This window comes from Rudaea sp. 3F27F6, assembly GCF_005503555.1.
Classification (GTDB): domain Bacteria; phylum Pseudomonadota; class Gammaproteobacteria; order Xanthomonadales; family Rhodanobacteraceae; genus Rudaea.
In genome coordinates, this window is sequence record NZ_SCNG01000001.1 from 19,272 (window position 1) to 37,725 (window position 18,454).

The window sequence follows — 18,454 nt, forward strand, 5'->3', positions numbered from 1 at the left end:
TTGGCGCCGGCTGAGCCGGACGCGAGGGCGTTGCGGAGATTTTCTTCGGTGCAGGTTTCTTCGCTGCGACAAGTTTCTTCAGCGGGCGTTGCGGTTTGACGACAGCTTTGGCTTTGGCGGGAGGAGCCTTCTTCTTCGCCGCGACTGCTTTCTTCGGCACGGGCTTCTTCGGTTTCGCCTTCACCGCTTTCTTCGCCGGCACCGCCGCTTTCTTTGGCGTAGGTTTTTTCGACGAGCCAGCCTTGGGCGTTCCTGCCTTTTTCTTGGCCGGGACTGCGGATTTTCGCTTCGATGTCGCCATAATCCTTCACCATTGTCGCTTGGCGGTCGCGTTTTATAGCCCAATCGCCCCCTCCCGGCAACCATTGCCTGTGCTGCGCCTGCCGCAAGACCGGCCGGCGACGCTTCCGGAACCCCGATGACCCGCCTCCTGCTTGCCCTGATCGCCCTCTACCAGCGCCTGCTGAGCCCCCTGCTCGGCTCGCGCTGCCGTTTCCATCCGAACTGTTCGGAATATGCGCGAATCTCGGTCGCGCGCTTCGGCCCGGCGCGCGGCGGCATACTGGCGATCTGGCGCCTGCTGCGCTGCCAGCCGTTCAGCGAAGGCGGTATCGACGAAGTGCCGTTGACGTTTACACTGCGCAGACCGCCCGTGCGGCCGGGCGATGGAGAACGGGAAGAACCATGAGCGATGTCCTTATCGTCAACGCCGATATCGTCAATGACGGCCGGCGATTTGCCGGCGACGTGCGCGTGCGCAACGGTCGTATCGAAACTGTCGGCGCACAACTCGCCGCGCAACCGGGCGAACGCGTATTCGACGCGCGCGGCCGCCTGCTGCTGCCTGGCATGATCGACGACCAAGTGCACTTCCGCGAGCCGGGGCTCGAACACAAGGGCGACTTCTTCACCGAATCGCGCGCGGCCGTCGCCGGCGGCGTCACTAGTTTCATGGAGATGCCGAACTCGAAGCCGACCACGACCAATCGTGCCGCGCTCGAAGACAAATACGCACGCGCTGCGCAGAAATCGCTCGCCAACCATGCGTTCTACCTCGGCGCGACCAACGACAATCTCGAAGACATCCAGCGCCTCGATCCGCGCGCCGCATGCGGCATCAAGATTTTCATGGGCGCTTCGACCGGCAACATGCTGGTCGACAACCCCGCGACCCTCGACGCCATCTTCCGCGACGCGCCGACCCTGATCGCGACGCATTGCGAAGACACGCCGATGATCGACGCCAACCTCGCCGCGGCGCGCGCGAAGTACGGCGATGCGATCCCGGTCGAGCAACATCCGTTCATCCGTTCGCGCGAAGCCTGCATCAAATCGACGCGTCTGGCGATGGAGCTCGCGCGCCGCCACAACTCGCGCCTGCACGTCCTGCACGTGACCACCGCCGAAGAGCTGGAATTGTTCGCACCGGGCCCCGCCGACGGCAAGCGCATCACCGCCGAGACCTGCGTGCATTTCCTCCAATTCAGCAGCGACGACTATCCGGTCAAGGGCAACCTGATCAAGTGCAATCCGGCGGTCAAACTGCCGTCCGACCGCGCCGCGATCATCAAGGCGATCAACGACGGCCGCATCGACATCCTCGCCACCGACCACGCGCCGCATACCTGGGAAGAGAAGCAGCAGAGCTACGAGAAGGCGCCTTCGGGCCTGCCGCTCGTGCAGTCGGTGCTGCAGTGCGCGCTCGAACGCTGGTTCGACGGTCAACTGCCGCTCGAACTGATCGTCGAAAAGACCGCCCACGCGCCCGCGCGGCTGTACAACGTGCACGAGCGCGGCTATATCCGCGAAGGCTATTGGGCCGACCTCGTGCTGATCGACGCGAACCTGCCGCATACGGTGACGCGTGCGGAAACCCTGTCCAAGTGCGGCTGGTCGCCGTTCGAGGGCACGACGTTCCGCTCCACCATCGCCGCGACCTGGGTCAACGGCCATCTCGCCTGGCACGACGGCAAGCTCGACGATTCGCGCCTCGGCCGGCGCCTGGATTTCGACCGATGAAGCGGGCCCTTCTGGCTCTCGGCCTCGCCGCCGTGCTGCCCGCCCATGCCTCCGACCGCGATTTGCAGTTGCCGGAACATTTGCAGCAGGGCCAACTCGTCACCGGCCACGCGCCGAAGGGCGCGAAGATCGAGTTCGAGGGCCGCCGCCTGCTCGTCGGCGAAGACGGCGTCTTCGTTTTCGGTCTCGGCCGCGACGCGCCTGCCGCGGCCAAGCTACATGTGCGCTACTCGAACGGCAAGGCGCAGGACATCGCGCTCGACATCGCCAAGCGCGAATACGACATCGAGCGCGTCAACGGCCTGCCCCAGCATACGGTCACGCCGAATCCCGAGCTTGCCAAGCGCATCCAGCACGAGCGCGAGCGCGTCGCCGAGACGCGCCACCGCAACGATCCGCGTGAAGACTTCGAGGCCGGCTTCATCGATCCGGTCGAGAACGCCCGCATTAGCGGCCTGTGGGGGCGCCAGCGCATCGACAACGGCAAGCCGATGACGCCACATTTCGGTCTCGATTTCGCCGTGCCGACCGGAACACCGATCCGCGCGACCGCGCCGGGCGTCGTCTCGCTCGCCGAAATGGGCATGGTCCTCAACGGCGGCATCGTCGTGCTCGATCACGGCCACGGCGTCAGCACAACGACGATTCACATGAGCCAGATCGACGTGAAGCCCGGCCAGAAAGTGAAGCAGGGCGACGTCGTCGGCCTCGCCGGCGCGACGGGGCGCGCGACCGGTCCGCACGTGCACTGGGCGGCGAACTGGTTCGACGTGCCGATCGATCCCGCCCTGCTGCCGAAGGCGCCCGAACCCGACAAGCAATGAGCCTGGAAATTCGCGAAATCGGCGCCGACGAATTCGATCTCGTCTGGCCGATCTTCCACGCCGTCGTCGCCGCGGGCGACACCTACAGTTATGCACCCGATATCAGCCTGGACGAAGCGCGCGCCATGTGGACGAGCGCGCCGACGCGCTGCTTCGCCGCACTGATCGACGGCGCAGCGGCCGGCTGCTACATGCTCAGGCCGAACCAGCCCGGCCTCGGCAGTCATGTCGCCAACGCCGGCTACATGGTCGCGCCGCACGCGCGCGGCCAGGGCCTCGCCGGCAAGCTCTGCGAACACTCGATGGCCGCCGCGCGCGCCGCCGGTTTTCTCGCCATGCAATTCAACTGCGTCGTCAGCACGAATGAAGTCGCGGTGAAACTATGGCGCAAGCACGGCTTCGCGATCGTCGGCACCGTGCCACGGGCGTTCCGCCACGCGACGCGCGGCCTCGTCGACATCCATGTGATGCACCGCTTCCTCTAGCCGCCGCGCGGCCTTGACCGGCTGCGCAAATACGCGCTGACGAGTTTGCCGAGTTCCGCCTTCAGCGCGGGTGAACCGAGTTCGCCGCGCCGCGCGGCAGCATGCACGACGCCTTCGACCGCAGCGGAAAGGACGCGCGCCGCGAGCTCGCCGCCGGCGCGCCTACCCGAACCCGCGGCGACGATGGTCTGATAGCGCTGCAGATATTCGATCTCGAACGCATCCTGACTCGACCGCGGCGTGAGCGGCACCTCGTCGAGCAGGACGTGGTGCAGCGCCTGATTGACCGAATGCGCGGCGACGACGCCGTCGATCAGGCGCGCGACTCGTCGTTCCAACGTCAGCCCTTCGTCGTCCCCGCCGGACACTGATAGCGCCGCGAGTACGGCGTCGAGATGGCGGCGCCGGATCGCTTCGGCGAGCGCGAGCTTGTTCGGGAAATACTGATAAAGCGAACCGACGCTGACGCCGGCGACCGCGGCGACCTCGTTGGTCGTGAACCCCGCCCAGCCGCGGCGCGCCAGAATGCGAGCCGCGGCTTCGACGATCGCATCCACCGTCGCGCGCGATCTCTGCTGCTGCGGCGCTTTGCGCATGCTTCGGCGCTGCGCGCGAATGCGAGTAGCCATGTTCGGACCTCGGCCGGAAAATACGAATATACGCTCGCATTTTATCGAGAGCACAACGGCGGGCAATTTCAGCGAAGGAAGACCATGACCGTACAACCGCGAAAATCCCGCCAAGTCCACCTTGCCAGGCATCCGCGCGGCACGCCGCAGGCGCAGGATTTCAGCATTGTCGAAGCGACCTTACCGCCGGCCGCACCGAACGAAGCGCTCGTGCGCAACCGCTGGTTCCGCATCTCCCCGTCCGTGCGTCTGATGGCGAGCGCCGATGCGCAACACATCAAGGGCATCCCGTTTCCTCCACTGATGCCCGGCGACACCCTCGCCGATGCGGCCGTCGGCGAGGTGATCGAAGCGCCGGCAGACGGCAGCCTGCGCCGCGGCGATCTCGTTCTCCACCGCTACGGCTGGCGCGACTATGCGCTGGTTCCGGCGGATTCGTACCTGCGCCTCGACGACACGCCTCTCGATCCGGCCGCCTGGCTCGGCCACGGCTGGACTGCCTATGCCGCGCTGACTCGCGGCCTGCAGATACATGCCGGCGACACGGTCCTGGTCACCAGCGGCGCCGGCGCGATCGGTTCGATGGCCGGCCAGATCGCGCGCCGGCTCGGTGCCGGCCGCGTGATCGGCAGCACAGGCTCGCACGACAAAGCGGCCTGGATGCAGGCCGAACTCGGCTACGATGCCGTGTTGATCCGCGGCTCGACGCCGATCGCCGAGCAACTCGCGGCCGCGGCACCGGACGGCATCGACGTCTGCGTCGACATGGTCGGCGGCGAGCAATTGCAAGCCGCCGTCGCGGCCGCGCGCGAAGGCGCACGCTTCGTCCTGCTCGGCGCTTTGACCGCCGAACTGGCCGCCGAGCGCGCGACGATGATCGCGCCGGTCGAACTCGACTCGTTCCGCCTCATCGTCAAAGGCGTCAGCTTGCGCGGTTACAGCGCCGACAGCGATCCCGGCGCGTTTGCGGAATGGCTGCAACGTCTTACGGAGTGGTCGCGCGACGGCGGCATGGTTCTGCCGCGCTCGACCTTCGTCGGCCTCGACAGCGCGCCGCAGGCTTTGCACGAGGCTTGCGCGGGGCGACTCAAGGGTGTGGTCCTCGTTGAATTGCCTTGATGTGCACGGGCGCGGAACGGCGCCCGCTTATCCAGCTCTGCCGGCTTCGTCCTTCGCCCTGCCGCACGCGGCGACAGAAAGCTTCGGGATTTACGAAGGAATGATCGCCGTCTAGGCTAGCCGCATGAACGAAGACGAGTTCGCGCGGACGTTCGAAGACCTGTTTCGTGCAACCTACGCGCACGCCGTGCGGCGCATCCGCGACAAACGCGAGCGGCCTTCGGCGGAAACCGCGGCGCTGCTGAATCATCTGGCCCTGTCCGGCCCGCTGAGCTTGTCCGAAATGGGCCGGCATTTCGGCCGTGCCGAATCGACGCTCTCGGAAATGATCGATCATCTCGAAGCCAAGGGTTGGCTCGAACGCGACCGCGATCCCGCCGATCGGCGTCGTGTCTTGATCTGGCTCAGCGCCGATGGGCAAGCCGCGCTTGCCGAATCCACGCGCGTGCTCGATCAGGCATCCCTCGCCCAAGCGGCGGCACGGCTGGCGCAGCCGGAGCGCGCCGATTTGCTGCGCCTTTTCACCGCGTTCGTCCGCCATCTGAAGGAGCCCGTCCCATGAAACACCCCTGCGAAAGTTGCGGCATGCCGATCGACAACGGCACTTACTGCCAATACTGCGTCGACGAAACCGGCAAACTGCAGGACTTCGCCGTGCGCTTCGAGCGCATGGTGCAATGGCAGGAACGCCGCGGCAGTCCGCGCGCCCAGGCGGAGCGCGAAACCATCGAGTACATGGCGAAAATGCCGGCGTGGAAGGACAACCCGGACCTTCTCGCCCGGCTCGGATAAGAGCTTGTCAGTCAATAAAAAACGTTCGTGCTGAGCGTAGCGAAGCTTGGCTTCGCGAAGTCGAAACGCCGGGAATTCCACGCGTGGCACTTCGACTTCGCGCCTTTGGCGCTACGCTCAGTGCGAACGGGTGTTATTCAAATAAAAAATTTCTCGACCGCGCCGGTCAGTTTCCGTTTGCGAGCCGGCGCGCTTCGCGCCACGACCACCACAGCGCTTTCCAGCGCGCCGCGCCGGGCTGCGCCAAGAGCGCGCGCAGCGGCTCGGCGGAACGCTGCGCCGTTTGCATCAAGGCAAGATCGAGCCGGCCGCGAACACGGCGCGCGAGCGGCGCGAGCGGCGAATCGCCGAGCGCCGCCGCCGTGGCACCGGCGAGCCGGCCAAGCAGATCGCGCAGCAAGTCATCCCGCTTCGCACCCGGTTCGCTCAAGGCACTGCGCGTCGATTGGTGCCGCGCGAGAACATCGAGCGGCACCGGCAACCGTTCGCCCGCATCGGGCAGATGGCGCAGTGCCTGCAGCAGATGCGAGATCGTCCAGAGCCGCGCCGCCGCAGGCGCCTGCGCGGCGGAAGCGTTGAACAGTGCTGCCTCGACGCGTGCGACCGGCAGGTACAGCGGCGCATAGCCGGCGAGCAGCGCTTCGAGATTCGATGCGGCGCCGACCTGCATCATCGCCAGCGCGCCGTCGACCACGCTTTCCCAGGCTGCTGCATCGATCGTCGCGGCCGCGGGATCGGAGAACAGCACCGCGCTGACCGGATGGCGCGGCCGGCCCGACGCCGCAGCAAGCAGCTCCTGTCGCCACCACTGGATTTTCACTTCGGCGATATGCGCCTCGCGCAGGCCGAACGCGGCCTGTTCGAGTTCGTGGATCAGGCAGCCGAACGCCGACGCGCGCAGGCGTGCCTGAGGAGCGAGAAACAATGCGACGGTGGCCTGCTCGGGATTCGCCGCCAGCCATTTTTCCTCGAAGCTGGCGAACGCGCTGGCTTCCTGATCCGACATCGGCGGTCAGTCGAATCCGAGTGCCGGCAGCAGATCGTGCGGCTTGGCGATGACGATGTCGGCACCCCACGCGTGCGGATCTTCGCCGTCGAGGTAACCCCAGGCCGCCGCGACTGTGCGCATGCCGGCCGCGCGGCCCGCCTCGATGTCGCGCGCATCGTCGCCGACGTAGACGCTGCGCGCCGCATCGACACCGGCCAGTTGCGCGGCATGCAGCAGCGGCGCCGGATCGGGCTTGCGCACCGGCAGCGTATCGCCGCCAACCAAGGCCGCACTGCGCTTGTCGAGGCCGAGTTCGGCGACGACGGCGCGGGCGAGATATTCGGGCTTGTTCGTCACGATGCCCCAGGGCAGCGCGCTGGCCTCGAAACGCGCGAGCACGCCGTCGATGCCGTCGAAGGTACGTGTGTATGCGGCGATCTGCTCGGCATAGAGATCGAGATAGCGCGGCATCAGGCTTTCGAGGCGCGCTTCGTCGACGCCCGGAAATCCCGCGCGCAGCATCGCGCGGCCGCCCTTGGACACGACCGCGCCGACCTGATCGAGCGCGATCGCCGGCTCGCCGAGTTCGGCGCGCAGCCGGCGCATGGCGTCGACCAGGTCGGGCGCCGAATCGATCAGGGTGCCGTCCAAGTCGAAAAACACCGCCTGTATTTTTGCACTCATTGCAGATCACCAAAATAAAAAAGCGGCCGTCTTTGGCCGCACTGTTCAATAAAAGCCGCCGTCATATCGGCTTCGCGGCGCAGGCCAGATAATTTATCTGCGTGTTCTTCACGATCCACGCGCGTCGCGACAACGGGTTGTAGGCCAGGCCGCTCAAGTCTTCGAGCACGAGGCCGGCGTCGCGCAGCGCCGCCGCCATTTCGGCCGGACGGATAAATTGCACGTAGTGATGGGTGCCGCGCGGCAGCAGGTTCAGCGCGTACTCGGCGCCGACGATCGCCGCGCCGAACGCGAGCGGCGTGCGGTTGAGCGTGGACAAAAACAGCCGGCCGCCCGGTTTCAGCAGGGCCGCGCAGGCCGCGATCACGCTGCCCGGATCGGGCACGTGTTCGAGCATTTCCATGCAGGTGACGACGTCGAACTCGCCCGGCGACGCCTGCGCCAGAGCCTCGACGCTGACCTCGCGATAATCGACCTGCAGATTCGATTCGTGCAGATGCAGCCGCGCCACGTCGAGCACGCGCGGGGCGAGATCGATGCCGACGACCTGTGCGCCGGACGCGGCCAGCGCCTCGCTCAGAATGCCGCCGCCGCAGCCGACGTCGAGGGCGCGCGCGCCCTTGAGCGCCGCGCGTTCGGCGACATAGTTGAGCCTTACCGGATTGAGGTCGTGCAGCGGGCGCGATTCGCCTTCGGGGTCCCACCAGCCTGCGGCGAGCTTGTCGAACTTGCCGGTCTCGGCGCGGTTTACGTTCAAATCGTCGGTCTGGGTCGAATTCATGGTCTGCCTGCTCCGCGTCCGCTTAGCGCGTGAGCCATTCGCGCACGCTGATTTCCCAGCCGCCGCTCGTATGTGCCGGGTCGCGCTGCGCGATGGCGAGCGCCTCGGCCATGTCTGGCGCACGCAGAAGATAGGCGCCGCCGCTCTTGTCGCCGAACGGACCGGACATTTCGTTGCGGTTCTGCACGCGCAATTCTTCGAGAAACTGTTGATGTTGCGGCACCACCGCCGGATCGAATCCGGCGCGACGCGTCAGGAGTACCAGATAGCGATTCATGGCTTACTGCGCGAAGGCGATGCGCTCGTGCCACTCGCGCGCCTTGCCGCGCAGCGCGTCGAGGTCGATGCCGACGAGCTGACGATCGTCGAGCTTGCGCTGGCCAGCGATCCACACGTCGCTGACCTGATGCCGCCCGGTCGCGTACACGAGCTGCGAGGCGACGTGATAGATCGGCTGCGTTTCGATCGCATCGAGGCGCACGGCGACGAGGTCGGCCTGCTTGCCGGCCACGATCGAGCCGATGCGGTCCGCTAAACCGACCGCGCGCGCGCCGTTGAGCGTCGCTGCCTGCAAAGCGAATGCCGCATCGAACGCGCTCGCGTCGTTGGCCACGGCTTTCGCCAGCATCGCCGCGGTACGCGTTTCGCCGAACATGTCGATGTCGTTGTTGCTTGCCGCGCCGTCGGTGCCGATCGCCAGATTGACGCCGGCGCGGCGCAGTTTTTCCGCCGGGCAGAAGCCGCTCGCGAGCTTGAGATTCGATTCGGGACAGTGTACGACCGACGCGCCGGCCTCGGCCATCAGCGCGATCTCGCTGTCGATCAACTGGGTCATGTGGATCGCGATCAGATGATCGTTGACCAGGCCGAGCGCCTGCATGCGCGCGATCGGGCGCATGCCGTGGTCGCGCTTGCCGTCCTCGACTTCCTGCGCGGTCTCGTGCAGATGCAGATGCACGGGCAGATCGAGCTGGTCGGACATCAGGCGGATGCGCTCGAATGCTTCGTTCGACACCGTATACGGCGCATGCGGCGCCAGGGTCGTGGTCACGAGTACCTCGTCGCGCAGCGCGTCATGCACGGCGAGATTCTTGTCGAAATACTCGTCGCGGCTCTTCGCCCACGCGGTCGGAAACTCGATGAACGGCAATCCGATCACCGCACGGAAGCCGTGCTTGATATAGGTTGCCGCCTGCGCGTCGGGGAACAGATAGTTCTCGTTGCAGCAGGTGGTGCCGCCGCGCAGCATTTCGGCGATCGCCAGCTCGATGCCGTCGCGCACGAACTCGGGGCCCATCACGCGCCCTTCGGCAGGCCAGATGTGCTCGTTGAGCCAGGTCATCAGCGGCAGGTCGTCGGCGAGGCCGCGCATCAGCACCATCGGGTTGTGCGTGTGCGTATTGACCAGACCGGGAATCAGCGCGTGCGTGGACAAATCGACGCGCCGCGCATTCGGGTACTTCTCGCGCGCGGATTCGATCGGCAGCACGTCGGCGATCGTGTCGCCGGCCACGACGACGGTGTGGTGGTCGAGCACGATGCCGTGCGGTTCGACGGGGATGACCCAGCGGGCTTCGAGTAATTGGTCGACGGGCTTCATCGTATTCGTAGGGGCGATATTCACCGCGCCCGGTTCTTCATTGCCGCAGAAAAAACGGGGCGCGACCGATCGCGCCCCGCATCAGCATCAGCTCTTGACGCGACCGACGTATTCGCCCGTGCGCGTATCCACGCGGATCACTTCGCCGTTCGGCACGAACAGCGGCACGCGCACGGTCGCACCGGTTTCGAGCTTGGCCGGCTTGCCGCCGGAGCCTGCGGTGTCGCCCTTCACGCCCGGATCGGTTTCCGTGATCGTCAGCTCGACGAAGTTCGGCGGCGACACGATCAGCGGCGCGCCGTTCCACAGCGTCACGACGCAGACCTCGTTGCCCTTGAGCCACTTCTCCGCATCGGCCATCGCGGCCTTGTCGGCGGCAATCTGCTCGTGCGTTTCCGGGTGCATGAAGTGCCAGAACTCGCCGTCGCTGTAGAGGTATTCCATGTCGGTGTCGACGACGTCGGCCGGCTCGACCGAGTCGGTCGACTTCATCGTCATTTCGACGACGCGGCCGGTCTTCAGGTTGCGGTATTTCACGCGGGTGAAGGCCTGGCCCTTGCCCGGCTTGATGTACTCGGTATCGACGATCGTGCACGGATAGCCGTCCACGATGATCTTCATGCCGTTCTTGACGTCGTTCATGCCATAGCTGGCCATAGGTCTGTCCTCAAATTGCGCAATCGTCCTTGCTTGCGCAGATCAAAAGCGGCCGTCCGTAGCCGCATTTTTCGATATCAAAGAAAGCCGCGGGTTGCGCGGCTTGGTAGAATTCGGGGTTGGATCGAAGAATCGAAGACGCCAATGATAACCGGGAACGCCACCGCCGCGCACATGGGACAGGAGCCGGGAACCGCCGACTGGCGCCGGCTCTGGCGCGACGCGGTCACCGATCCGCGCGAACTGCTCGCCCTGCTCGGCCTGGAACACCTGGCCGACGACGTGCTCCCGCGCCTCGACACGGGCTTCGCCCTGCGCGTGCCGCGCGGTTTCGTCGCGCGCATGCGCCACGGCGACGCGCGCGATCCGCTGCTGCTGCAGGTGCTGCCGCAGGCCGCCGAACTCGATGCTGTACCGGGCTTCGGCCTCGACGCGGTCGGCGACATGAACGCGCGCGCGGCCCTGGGCGTACTGCACAAATACCAGGGGCGCGCCCTGCTGATCGCCACCGGTTCCTGCGCGGTGAACTGCCGCTACTGTTTCCGCCGTCACTTTCCGTACGCGGAGCAGACCGCCGCGGCGAATCGCTGGCACGAGGCGATCGCGCATCTGCGCGCCGACACGTCGATCGACGAGGTGATTTTGTCGGGCGGCGATCCGCTCTCGCTGTCGACGGCCAAGCTCGCCGAGCTGAGCGACGCGCTCGCCCCGCTCGCGCACCTGCGCCGCCTGCGCATCCACACGCGCCTGCCGGTCGTGCTGCCCGAACGCGTGGACCGCGAATTCACCGCATGGCTGAAACAACTGCCGTGGCCGGTGGCGATCGTTCTGCACGCCAATCACGCCAACGAGCTCGATGCGAACGCGGCTACGGCCTGCGCGCGCCTGCGCGAGACCGGCGCCCAACTGCTCAATCAGAGCGTGCTGCTGCGCGGAATCAACGACGACGCCGATACTCTTGCCGAGCTGTCGTCGCGCCTGTTCGATTGCGGCGTGCTGCCCTATTACCTGCACCAGCTCGACCGCGTCGCCGGCGCGGCCCACTTTGCCGTCGGCGACGACGAGGCGCGCGCGCTCGTCAATGCCCTGCGCGAACGGCTGGCCGGCTATCTCGTGCCGCGGCTGGTGCGCGAGATCGCCGGCGAAGCCCATAAAACGCCGCTGTGACCCGGAACCGGCCGCCGCGCGCCGGGCGGGCTCTGGCGCGGACAGGGCGAATCGAGTAAAACGCGAGCTCTGCCGCATCGCGTACGCGAGTCTCGACGACCCATGAGCAAACCCACGGACGTGATCAAACTCCTGCTGGTCGAGGACTCGGTCGAAGACGCCGAGCGCCTGACCAGCATCCTGCGCAACGCCGGCATCGCCGTGCGCGCCACCCAGGCGCGCAACGCCGACGAACTCGAGGCGCAACTGCAGGCGCAGGCGCCGGACCTGATCCTTTCCGGCTCCGCACTCCAACTCGACGAAGTCGCGCAGGCGGCCAACCGCGGCGGCAAGGACATCGGCGTCGTCGCCATCCTGCACGATCTCTCCGGTGAGGCGGTCACCGAAGTGTTCCGCCGCGGCGTCACCTCGGTGGCGACGCGCAAGCATGCCGATCTGCTCGTCGGCGTGATCCAGCGCGAGTTCGCCAGCCTGCATCTGCGCCGCAGCGCACGCCGGCTCGAAGCCAGCCTGGCCGAGTCCGAGCGCCGCTGTGATTCGCTGCTCGAATCTGCGCGCGATCCGATCGCCTACGTCCACGAGGGCGCGCACGTGCGCGCCAACCACGCCTGGCTCGAAGCGTTCGGCTATGCCGATTTCGAGGAGCTGCAGGGCGTGTCGATCCTCGACCTGATCGCGCCCGAGGCGACCGGCGAATTCAAAACCCTGCTCAAGGATCTGTCGCGCGGCGAGAAGCCGCCCGCAAGCCTGCCGATCAAGGTGCGCCGCGGCGACGGCTCGGTGTTCGACACGGTGATGGAGTTCGCCCCCGCCAGCGTCGCCGGCGAACCGTGCCAGCAGATCGTGCTGCGCCAGCCGCTCGCCAATCCCGAGCTGGCGCGGCAGATCGACACTCTGCGCACCAAAGACCTCATCACCGACCTGTACAACCGCCCGCACGGCCTCGCCGAACTCGACCGCGTAGTCGCCGCCGCCGCCGCCGGTGCGCCGAACCAAGTGCTGATGCTGCTCGAAGGCGACAACTTCCGCGAGCATCTCGACGCGATCGGCCTCGGCAATACCGACCTGCTGCTCGGCGACATGGCCAACCTGCTGCGCCGCACGCTCGAATCGACCGAGCACGTCGCCTTCCGCTTCGGCGACCATACCTTCGGCGTGCTGACCACGGCGCTGCCGCTCGATGCGGCGACCGAACTCGCGCAGCGGCTGTGCAGCGTGTTCTCCGAGCACGACTTCGACATCGGCAAGCAGAGCGTCAGCCTGTACGTCAGCATCTCCGGCGTACTGATCGGCGAGAAGAACGCCAATGCCCAGGCGGTGCTGAGCCAGGCCGCAATGGGCCTGCGCGAACTGCAGCAGCGCGGCGGCAACCAGGCCTCGATCTACGATCCCGGCGTGCGCGACGCAGCCCTGCTCGCCGAGATGCAACAACTGCGCGAACGTCTGGTCGAAGCGACCAAGCACAACCGCTTCGCGCTCTACAGCCAGCCGATCATCAATCTGCACGGCGTCGAAGGCGAGTTCTACGAAATCCTCGCGCGCCTCGTCGACGACAAGGGCGAAGTGATGCCGAGCGCGTTCTTCCCGATCGCCGAGGAAGCCGGGCTGATGCCCGCGATCGACCGCATCGTCATCGCCAACGCCATCGCCACGCTCGGCGAGCGCGAAAAAGCCGGCCGCCAGACCATCTTCTTCCTCAAGCTCACCGCGCCGTCGATCGCCGACGAAACCCTGCTGCCATGGATCGCGCAGCAGCTCAAAGCCGCACGCGTGCGCGGCGACGCGCTCGTTTTCGAGATGCCCGAGAGCAAGGTCGTCACCCAGCTCAAGGCCGCGCGCACCTTCGTCAACGGCCTGCGCCAGATGCACTGCGCCTTCGCCCTCGAGCAGTTCGGCGCCGGGGTCAATTCGTTCCAGTTGCTCAAGCACATCGACGCGAGCTATTTGAAGATCGACCGGCTCTACATGCAGAACCTGCCGAAGGACAAGGAGCACCAGGACTTCGTCCGCCAGTTCTGCCACCAAGCGCACCAGGCCGGCAAGATCGTGATCGCCGAGCACGTCGAGGATGCGGCCAGCATGTCGATCCTGTTCACCTGCGGCGTGAACTTCGTCCAGGGCAACTATCTCAACGAACCGGAAAAGATACTGAGCGCGGCGTAGCGGCGATCGGCCAAGCGTCTGCGCGCACGTGGCGCGAAGCGCCGTCGCGATTTTGCCCACGCTTTGGCAGACGCGACTCAGCTTGCGCTGTACAAGCATGGCTTAGAATCGGGCCATGTTCCGCTCCCTGATCGAACTGAAGCCGCGCGACGTTCCGCTGAGCGTCGCCTTGCGCAATACCCTGGGACTCGCGGTTCCGCTCGGTATCGGCATCGCCACCGACCACGTCGGTATCGGCCTCGGCATCGCCTCGGGCGCGCTCAACACGATGTTCCTCGACCAGCCCGGTCCGTACCGGCTGCGCATGCAGCGCATGCTGCTCGGCGCGCTCGGCGCGGGCGTCTCCGCCTTTGCCGGCAGCTTGCTCGGTGCGCATGCAATCCTGATGGCGCTCGCCGCGCTGATCTGCGGCGTGACCGGCGGCATGCTCGTCGCGCTCGGGCCGAACGCGGGACGCGCCGGCCTGACCTGCGTGATCCTGCTGCTCGTCATGGGCGCCGACCCGCAGGGCTTCCGCGGCGCGGCCAGCGCGGGGCTGCTGATCTTCGCCGGCGGCCTGATCGAAATGCTGCTCGCGCTCGCGGCGTGGCCGCTGCAGCGCTACCGGCCGGAACGCTCTGCGCTCGCACGCGTCTGCCGCGAACTCGCCGCGATCACCCACCGGCCGATTTCGCCGAACCGCCTCGAACGCCCGCCGCCGGTGACCCAGGGCCTGCTCGACGTCGAGCAACTGCTCAACGGCACGCATCGCGCGCGCGGCGCCGAGATGGAGCGCTTCCGCGTGCTCGCGCGCATCGTCGAACGCGTGCGCCTCGAACTGCTCGCGCTCGGCGATATCGTCAATACTCTGCCCGATGGCGAAGCGCGGCACACCTTGCTGCGCCTGCGCGAATACGCATCGCGCACGCTCGACGGCATTGGCGAAGCGCTCGAACACGGCACGACCGCCGAAGCGACCAGCGGCGCGGTGGAAGGCTTCGACGCGGCGCTCACCTCGCTTGAAGAATTGAGCCGCGCCGAGGATCCGCCGCAAATCGCCGTCGCCTTCGCGCGCGCGCAGGCGCTCGGCGGACAATTGCGCGCGGCCATTCGCAATGCCGGATTCGCCGGCTCGCGCGGCGAACTCGAAGCGGAAGAAAAGGAAGCGCGCCTGCCGGCGGCATTGCGCCCGATGAGTCCGCTCGCCACGTTGCGCGCGAATCTGCACCTGCAATCCGTCGCGTTCCGCCATGCGCTGCGCCTCGGCGTCTGCGTCTGCATCGCGGTGATCGCCGAGCGCGCGTTCGGCTACCCACACGGTTTCTGGGTACCGATGACCACGGCGATCGTACTCAAGCCGGACTTCGCCGGCACTTTCAGCTTCGGCCTGCTGCGTGTGATCGGCACCCTCGCCGGCCTTGTCCTGACTACGGCCCTGCTGCACTACGCACTCGGCAATGTCTGGGCCCAGCTCGCCCTGCTCGCCGTGCTGAGCGTCGGCTTCCGCATGCTGACGACGATGAACTACGGCCTTGGCGTGATGATGCTGACCGGACTGATCGTCATCCTGCTCGCCTTCTACGGCATCGCCCCGGGCGACACCATGCTCGTGCGTGCGATCGCGACGACGATCGGCTGCAGTTTCGCCCTGACCGCCTATGCGCTGTGGCCGACCTGGGAGCAACTGCGGCCGTCGCTGGCGACGATGATCGAATCCTACCGGGTATATTTCTCCACATTGTTCGACGGCGGCATCGACCTGCGCCGCGACGCGCGCACCGCTTCGCGCAGCGCGCGCACGAATGCACAGGCATCGCTCGACCGCCTGCGCGGCGAGCCAAAGCGCGACGAAACACTGATCGCCCTGGCCGAAAGCGTCTTCGCCAACGCCAACCGTTTCGTGCGTGCGAGCATGGCGCTCGAAGCCGTGCTGCAGGACAGCCGCGAACGGCCGGCGCAGGACGAAGTGCTCGCTTTCGCCAAGCGCGTCGACGCCGCACTCGGCGAAATCGCCGACGGCCTGCGCTACGGCCGCGTGGCCCAGGTCGAAGGTCTGCGCCAGTGCGAGCGCGCTCTGGCGAAGACGCTCGCGGCTGAGACCCAAGGCGAAGCGCACGTCGTCGCCATCGCGATCGCCGATGCCTGCGACCGCGTCACCGACTCCATCAACACGCTGGCTCACCTGCTCGACGGCGAGCCCAGCGGTGCTGCGGTTTGAATTTCCCGCGCCGACGCGCACGAGGAAATCCCGGGAAGTGCCTCGACACGTTCGCCCGACTGCGCAAAACATGAACTACTTCACGCGGATGCCCGCGTCGCCGAACTCGGCTAGACTGCGCCGCTGACCGCGACTTCGGCCTGCACTACGCGCTATGAAACCGTCCACGAGAATCCGGCTCGCCTGCCTGCTGATCGCCTTGCCGGTCTATGCCGCCGCGCAGCCCGGAAAAAACACCGAACCGGGCACGCACTATTCGCTTTACCAGGGCGCGGTGAAGTTTTCCGCGCCGTCGAACTGGCCGGCGATCATGCAGAAGACCGAGGGCACGCCGCAGTTCGTCGCCTTCCAGGTCAGGGACCCTGCCGATCAGGGCAGCGGCGAAGCAAGCCAGGTTTCGGTCGAAGCCAAGGTGCTCAACGACGCATCGACGTTCCCGGCGCTCGTCAACGCGGGCAGCGACAAGGCCAAGCAGATGCCCGGCTACGAGGCGCGCAGCGGCGACGGCGCTAACGTGCTGCACTACCTCGCGCTCAACGGCAAACAACGCTACGAGTATCGCGAGACCTGGTATCTCGACTCGAAAATCCTGATCCACGTGCGCTGCGCGCGCCCGCTGCTCGCCGCGACGACCGCCGAGTGGACCGCGGCCTACGATGCCGGCTGCGCGCAGGTGACGCGCACGGCCAAGCCGCACTGAGCGGCGGCGTCCGGGTTTAGTACCGCCCGCCGCGGAAAACGCTCAGCCCAGCACGCCAAGCGCGGCAAGCTCGCTACGCAGCGCGGACGGGTCGCGAAAATGGATCGCATGCAGGCCCGCATGGCGTGCGCCTTCGACGTTCACCGCGCTGTCGTCGATAAATACCGCGCGCGCCGGCTCGACGCGATAGCGTTGCGCAAGCAGATCGTAGATCGCTCGGTCCGGCTTGATCAGCTTCTCTTCGCCCGACACGAGGATGCCCTCGAACCACTGCAGGAACGGAAAGCGCTGCCGCCCAATCGGAAACGTCTCCGCCGACCAGTTGGTCAATGCCAGCAGCCGCACGGGCCTAGAGCGCAGTTCGTCGAGCAGGGCGACCGAGCCTTCGATGGCATCGCCGAGGGTTTCTTCCCAACGGTCCCGGTAAGCGCGGATATGCTGCGCGTGCTGCGGATGCCGGGCCTCGGCCTCGGCGACGGCTTCGTGCCAGGTGCGGCCCGCGTCCTGGCGCAGATTCCATTCCGAATTGCACACGTTGGCGAGAAACCATTCCATGGTCTCGACGTCGTCGCCGAAGATCTTGCGGTAGAGGTGGCGCGGGTTCCAGTCGATCAGGACGCCGCCGAGGTCGAAAACGACCGTATCGATTTGCGCGGCGTGCCTGCCGCCGTCTTGCTGGTCAATCATCGTCATCGAATCTTTGTGAACCGAGCGGCTTGGAGGCTTTCCTCGCCGGAGCGGCACCGCTTGCCACGCCCTGCCATACGGCCAGGGCATCGCGCGTCGCCGCCACGTCGTGCACACGCACGATCACCGCGCCTTTCTGCACCGCGATCAACGCAGCCGCGGCGGAACCCGCGGCGCGGTGTTCAACATCGCGGCCGGTCAGCGCGCCGATCATCGACTTGCGCGAAAGCCCGGCGAGCAGCGGCACGCCAAGCGTGGCGAGCTGATCGAGGCTGCGCAACAAGGCGAGATTGTGTTCGAGAGTCTTGCCGAAGCCGAAACCGGGATCGACGAGGATGCGTTTTTTCTCGATGCCCGACAGTTCGCAGGCGAAGATGCGGTCGGCGAGAAAGCGCTTCACTTCACCGACGACGTCGTCGTAATGCGGCGCCTCCTGCATCGTGCGCGGCTCGCCCTGCATGTGCATCAGGCAGACCGGCACCTTGAGTTCGGCAGCCGCGTCGAGCGCGCCGTCGCGGCGCAGCGCATAAACATCGTTGATCAGGCCCGCGCCGGCGGCGACCGCGGCGCGCATCACTTCGGGCTTGCTCGTGTCGATCGCGATCGGCACCTGCACCTGTTTCGCCAACGCCTCGATCACGGGAACCACGCGCGCGATCTCGTCGGCCGCGGAAACTTCCGATGCGCCGGGCCGCGTCGATTCGCCGCCGACGTCGAGCAGGTCGGCGCCTTTCTCGACCAGCGTCAGAGCGTACGCGACTGCCTGCTGCGGATCGAGAAATCGGCCGCCGTCGGAAAACGAATCGGCGGTGACGTTGACGATGCCGGCGATGCGCGGGCGGTCGAGCGCCAGCGGTCGGCCGGCGCAGTCGAGCGTGGGAGTCAGGTCGAACATCTGCGGAGAATTTGCGCCATGGGCGGCGATGCGTCGCGCCCTGCCGTATGCCGAAAAGAAAAGGCCG

Annotated in this window: 21 protein-coding genes; 12 read left to right on the forward strand and 9 right to left on the reverse strand. The window is 66.7% G+C overall.

The features are described from left to right. Positions 1-95 precede the first annotated feature (95 nt). From FFS30_RS00095 to FFS30_RS00115, 5 genes are read left to right on the forward strand one after another with little or no spacing between them, the layout of a single operon-like run. Complete coding sequence (locus FFS30_RS00095) at positions 96-422, forward strand: hypothetical protein (RefSeq protein WP_137911085.1); 327 nt, start codon at positions 96-98, stop codon at positions 420-422. Further along, the gene (yidD, locus tag FFS30_RS00100; RefSeq protein ID WP_137911086.1) at positions 419-688 is read left to right on the forward strand and encodes a membrane protein insertion efficiency factor YidD; all 270 of its coding nucleotides are present in this window, start codon (positions 419-421) and stop codon (positions 686-688) included. The genes FFS30_RS00095 and yidD overlap by 4 nt, the downstream gene beginning before the upstream one ends. Then, a complete protein-coding gene (locus FFS30_RS00105) occupies positions 685-2,019 on the forward strand; it encodes a dihydroorotase (RefSeq protein ID WP_137911087.1) in 1,335 nt (444 codons plus the stop codon). The genes yidD and FFS30_RS00105 overlap by 4 nt, the downstream gene beginning before the upstream one ends. Next, positions 2,016-2,843 (forward strand): M23 family metallopeptidase, encoded by an 828-nt coding sequence (locus FFS30_RS00110; protein ID WP_137911088.1) that lies wholly within the window; start codon positions 2,016-2,018, stop codon positions 2,841-2,843. Before FFS30_RS00105 ends, FFS30_RS00110 begins: the two co-directional genes overlap by 4 nt. Then, positions 2,840-3,328, forward strand: a complete 489-nt coding sequence (locus FFS30_RS00115) for a GNAT family N-acetyltransferase (protein WP_137911089.1) — start codon at positions 2,840-2,842, stop codon at positions 3,326-3,328. Before FFS30_RS00110 ends, FFS30_RS00115 begins: the two co-directional genes overlap by 4 nt. Here FFS30_RS00115 and FFS30_RS00120 read toward each other — a convergent pair. Continuing rightward, a complete protein-coding gene (locus FFS30_RS00120) occupies positions 3,325-3,957 on the reverse strand; it encodes a TetR/AcrR family transcriptional regulator (protein ID WP_137911090.1) in 633 nt (210 codons plus the stop codon). The two genes, FFS30_RS00115 and FFS30_RS00120, sit on opposite strands and share 4 nt — an antisense overlap. Before the next feature lie 84 nt (positions 3,958-4,041). Here FFS30_RS00120 and FFS30_RS00125 point away from each other — a divergent pair, with 84 nt between their 5' ends. From FFS30_RS00125 to FFS30_RS00135, 3 genes are all read left to right on the forward strand, one after another. After that, on the forward strand, positions 4,042-5,076 hold the full coding sequence (locus FFS30_RS00125; RefSeq protein WP_137911091.1) for an NADP-dependent oxidoreductase: 1,035 nt from the start codon (positions 4,042-4,044) through the stop codon (positions 5,074-5,076). A gap of 124 nt (positions 5,077-5,200) precedes the next feature. Then, a complete protein-coding gene (locus FFS30_RS00130) occupies positions 5,201-5,638 on the forward strand; it encodes a MarR family transcriptional regulator (RefSeq protein WP_137911092.1) in 438 nt (145 codons plus the stop codon). Next, positions 5,635-5,868 (forward strand): hypothetical protein, encoded by a 234-nt coding sequence (locus FFS30_RS00135; RefSeq protein ID WP_137911093.1) that lies wholly within the window; start codon positions 5,635-5,637, stop codon positions 5,866-5,868. The genes FFS30_RS00130 and FFS30_RS00135 overlap by 4 nt, the downstream gene beginning before the upstream one ends. A gap of 166 nt (positions 5,869-6,034) precedes the next feature. On the opposite strand, the gene FFS30_RS00140 is transcribed toward FFS30_RS00135, so the two are convergent. The 6 genes from FFS30_RS00140 to efp all read right to left on the reverse strand — a co-directional run bounded on the left by FFS30_RS00140 (position 6,035) and on the right by efp (position 10,578). Further along, positions 6,035-6,874, reverse strand: coding sequence for a squalene/phytoene synthase family protein (locus tag FFS30_RS00140; protein WP_137911094.1), 840 nt, complete (start codon positions 6,872-6,874; stop codon positions 6,035-6,037). 6 nt (positions 6,875-6,880) lie between these two features. After that, positions 6,881-7,540: a phosphoglycolate phosphatase gene (gph, locus tag FFS30_RS00145; RefSeq protein ID WP_137911095.1), complete on the reverse strand. Its 660-nt coding sequence runs from the start codon at positions 7,538-7,540 to the stop codon at positions 6,881-6,883. A 61-nt stretch (positions 7,541-7,601) separates the two neighbouring features. Then, positions 7,602-8,321 carry a bifunctional 2-polyprenyl-6-hydroxyphenol methylase/3-demethylubiquinol 3-O-methyltransferase UbiG gene (ubiG, locus tag FFS30_RS00150; protein ID WP_137911096.1) on the reverse strand — a complete coding sequence of 240 codons (720 nt, stop codon included), beginning with the start codon at positions 8,319-8,321 and terminating at the stop codon, positions 7,602-7,604. Between the two features lie 22 nt (positions 8,322-8,343). Next, positions 8,344-8,598: a YciI family protein gene (locus FFS30_RS00155; RefSeq protein ID WP_137911097.1), complete on the reverse strand. Its 255-nt coding sequence runs from the start codon at positions 8,596-8,598 to the stop codon at positions 8,344-8,346. 3 nt (positions 8,599-8,601) lie between these two features. Beyond that, a complete protein-coding gene (locus tag FFS30_RS00160; protein WP_137912524.1) occupies positions 8,602-9,921 on the reverse strand; it encodes a TRZ/ATZ family hydrolase in 1,320 nt (439 codons plus the stop codon). A gap of 87 nt (positions 9,922-10,008) precedes the next feature. Beyond that, positions 10,009-10,578 (reverse strand): elongation factor P, encoded by a 570-nt coding sequence (gene efp / locus FFS30_RS00165; RefSeq protein ID WP_137911098.1) that lies wholly within the window; start codon positions 10,576-10,578, stop codon positions 10,009-10,011. 144 nt (positions 10,579-10,722) lie between these two features. On the opposite strand from efp, the gene epmB reads away from it, so the two are divergent. The 4 genes from epmB to FFS30_RS00185 all read left to right on the forward strand — a co-directional run bounded on the left by epmB (position 10,723) and on the right by FFS30_RS00185 (position 16,805). Beyond that, on the forward strand, positions 10,723-11,745 hold the full coding sequence (gene epmB / locus FFS30_RS00170) for an EF-P beta-lysylation protein EpmB (protein WP_137911099.1): 1,023 nt from the start codon (positions 10,723-10,725) through the stop codon (positions 11,743-11,745). 102 nt (positions 11,746-11,847) lie between these two features. Beyond that, positions 11,848-13,908 (forward strand): EAL domain-containing protein, encoded by a 2,061-nt coding sequence (locus FFS30_RS00175; RefSeq protein ID WP_137911100.1) that lies wholly within the window; start codon positions 11,848-11,850, stop codon positions 13,906-13,908. Between the two features lie 115 nt (positions 13,909-14,023). Beyond that, entirely contained in the window at positions 14,024-16,105 is a 2,082-nt protein-coding gene (locus FFS30_RS00180; protein ID WP_137911101.1) for an FUSC family protein, read from the forward strand. A 154-nt stretch (positions 16,106-16,259) separates the two neighbouring features. Further along, on the forward strand, positions 16,260-16,805 hold the full coding sequence (locus FFS30_RS00185; protein ID WP_137911102.1) for a hypothetical protein: 546 nt from the start codon (positions 16,260-16,262) through the stop codon (positions 16,803-16,805). Positions 16,806-16,847: 42 nt separating this feature from the next. On the opposite strand, the gene FFS30_RS00190 is transcribed toward FFS30_RS00185, so the two are convergent. Both FFS30_RS00190 and folP read right to left on the reverse strand, forming a co-directional pair. After that, a complete protein-coding gene (locus FFS30_RS00190) occupies positions 16,848-17,498 on the reverse strand; it encodes an HAD family phosphatase (RefSeq protein WP_137911103.1) in 651 nt (216 codons plus the stop codon). Next, positions 17,485-18,387, reverse strand: a complete 903-nt coding sequence (gene folP, locus FFS30_RS00195; RefSeq protein WP_137911104.1) for a dihydropteroate synthase — start codon at positions 18,385-18,387, stop codon at positions 17,485-17,487. Before folP ends, FFS30_RS00190 begins: the two co-directional genes overlap by 14 nt. Between the last annotated feature and the right edge of the window lie 67 nt (positions 18,388-18,454).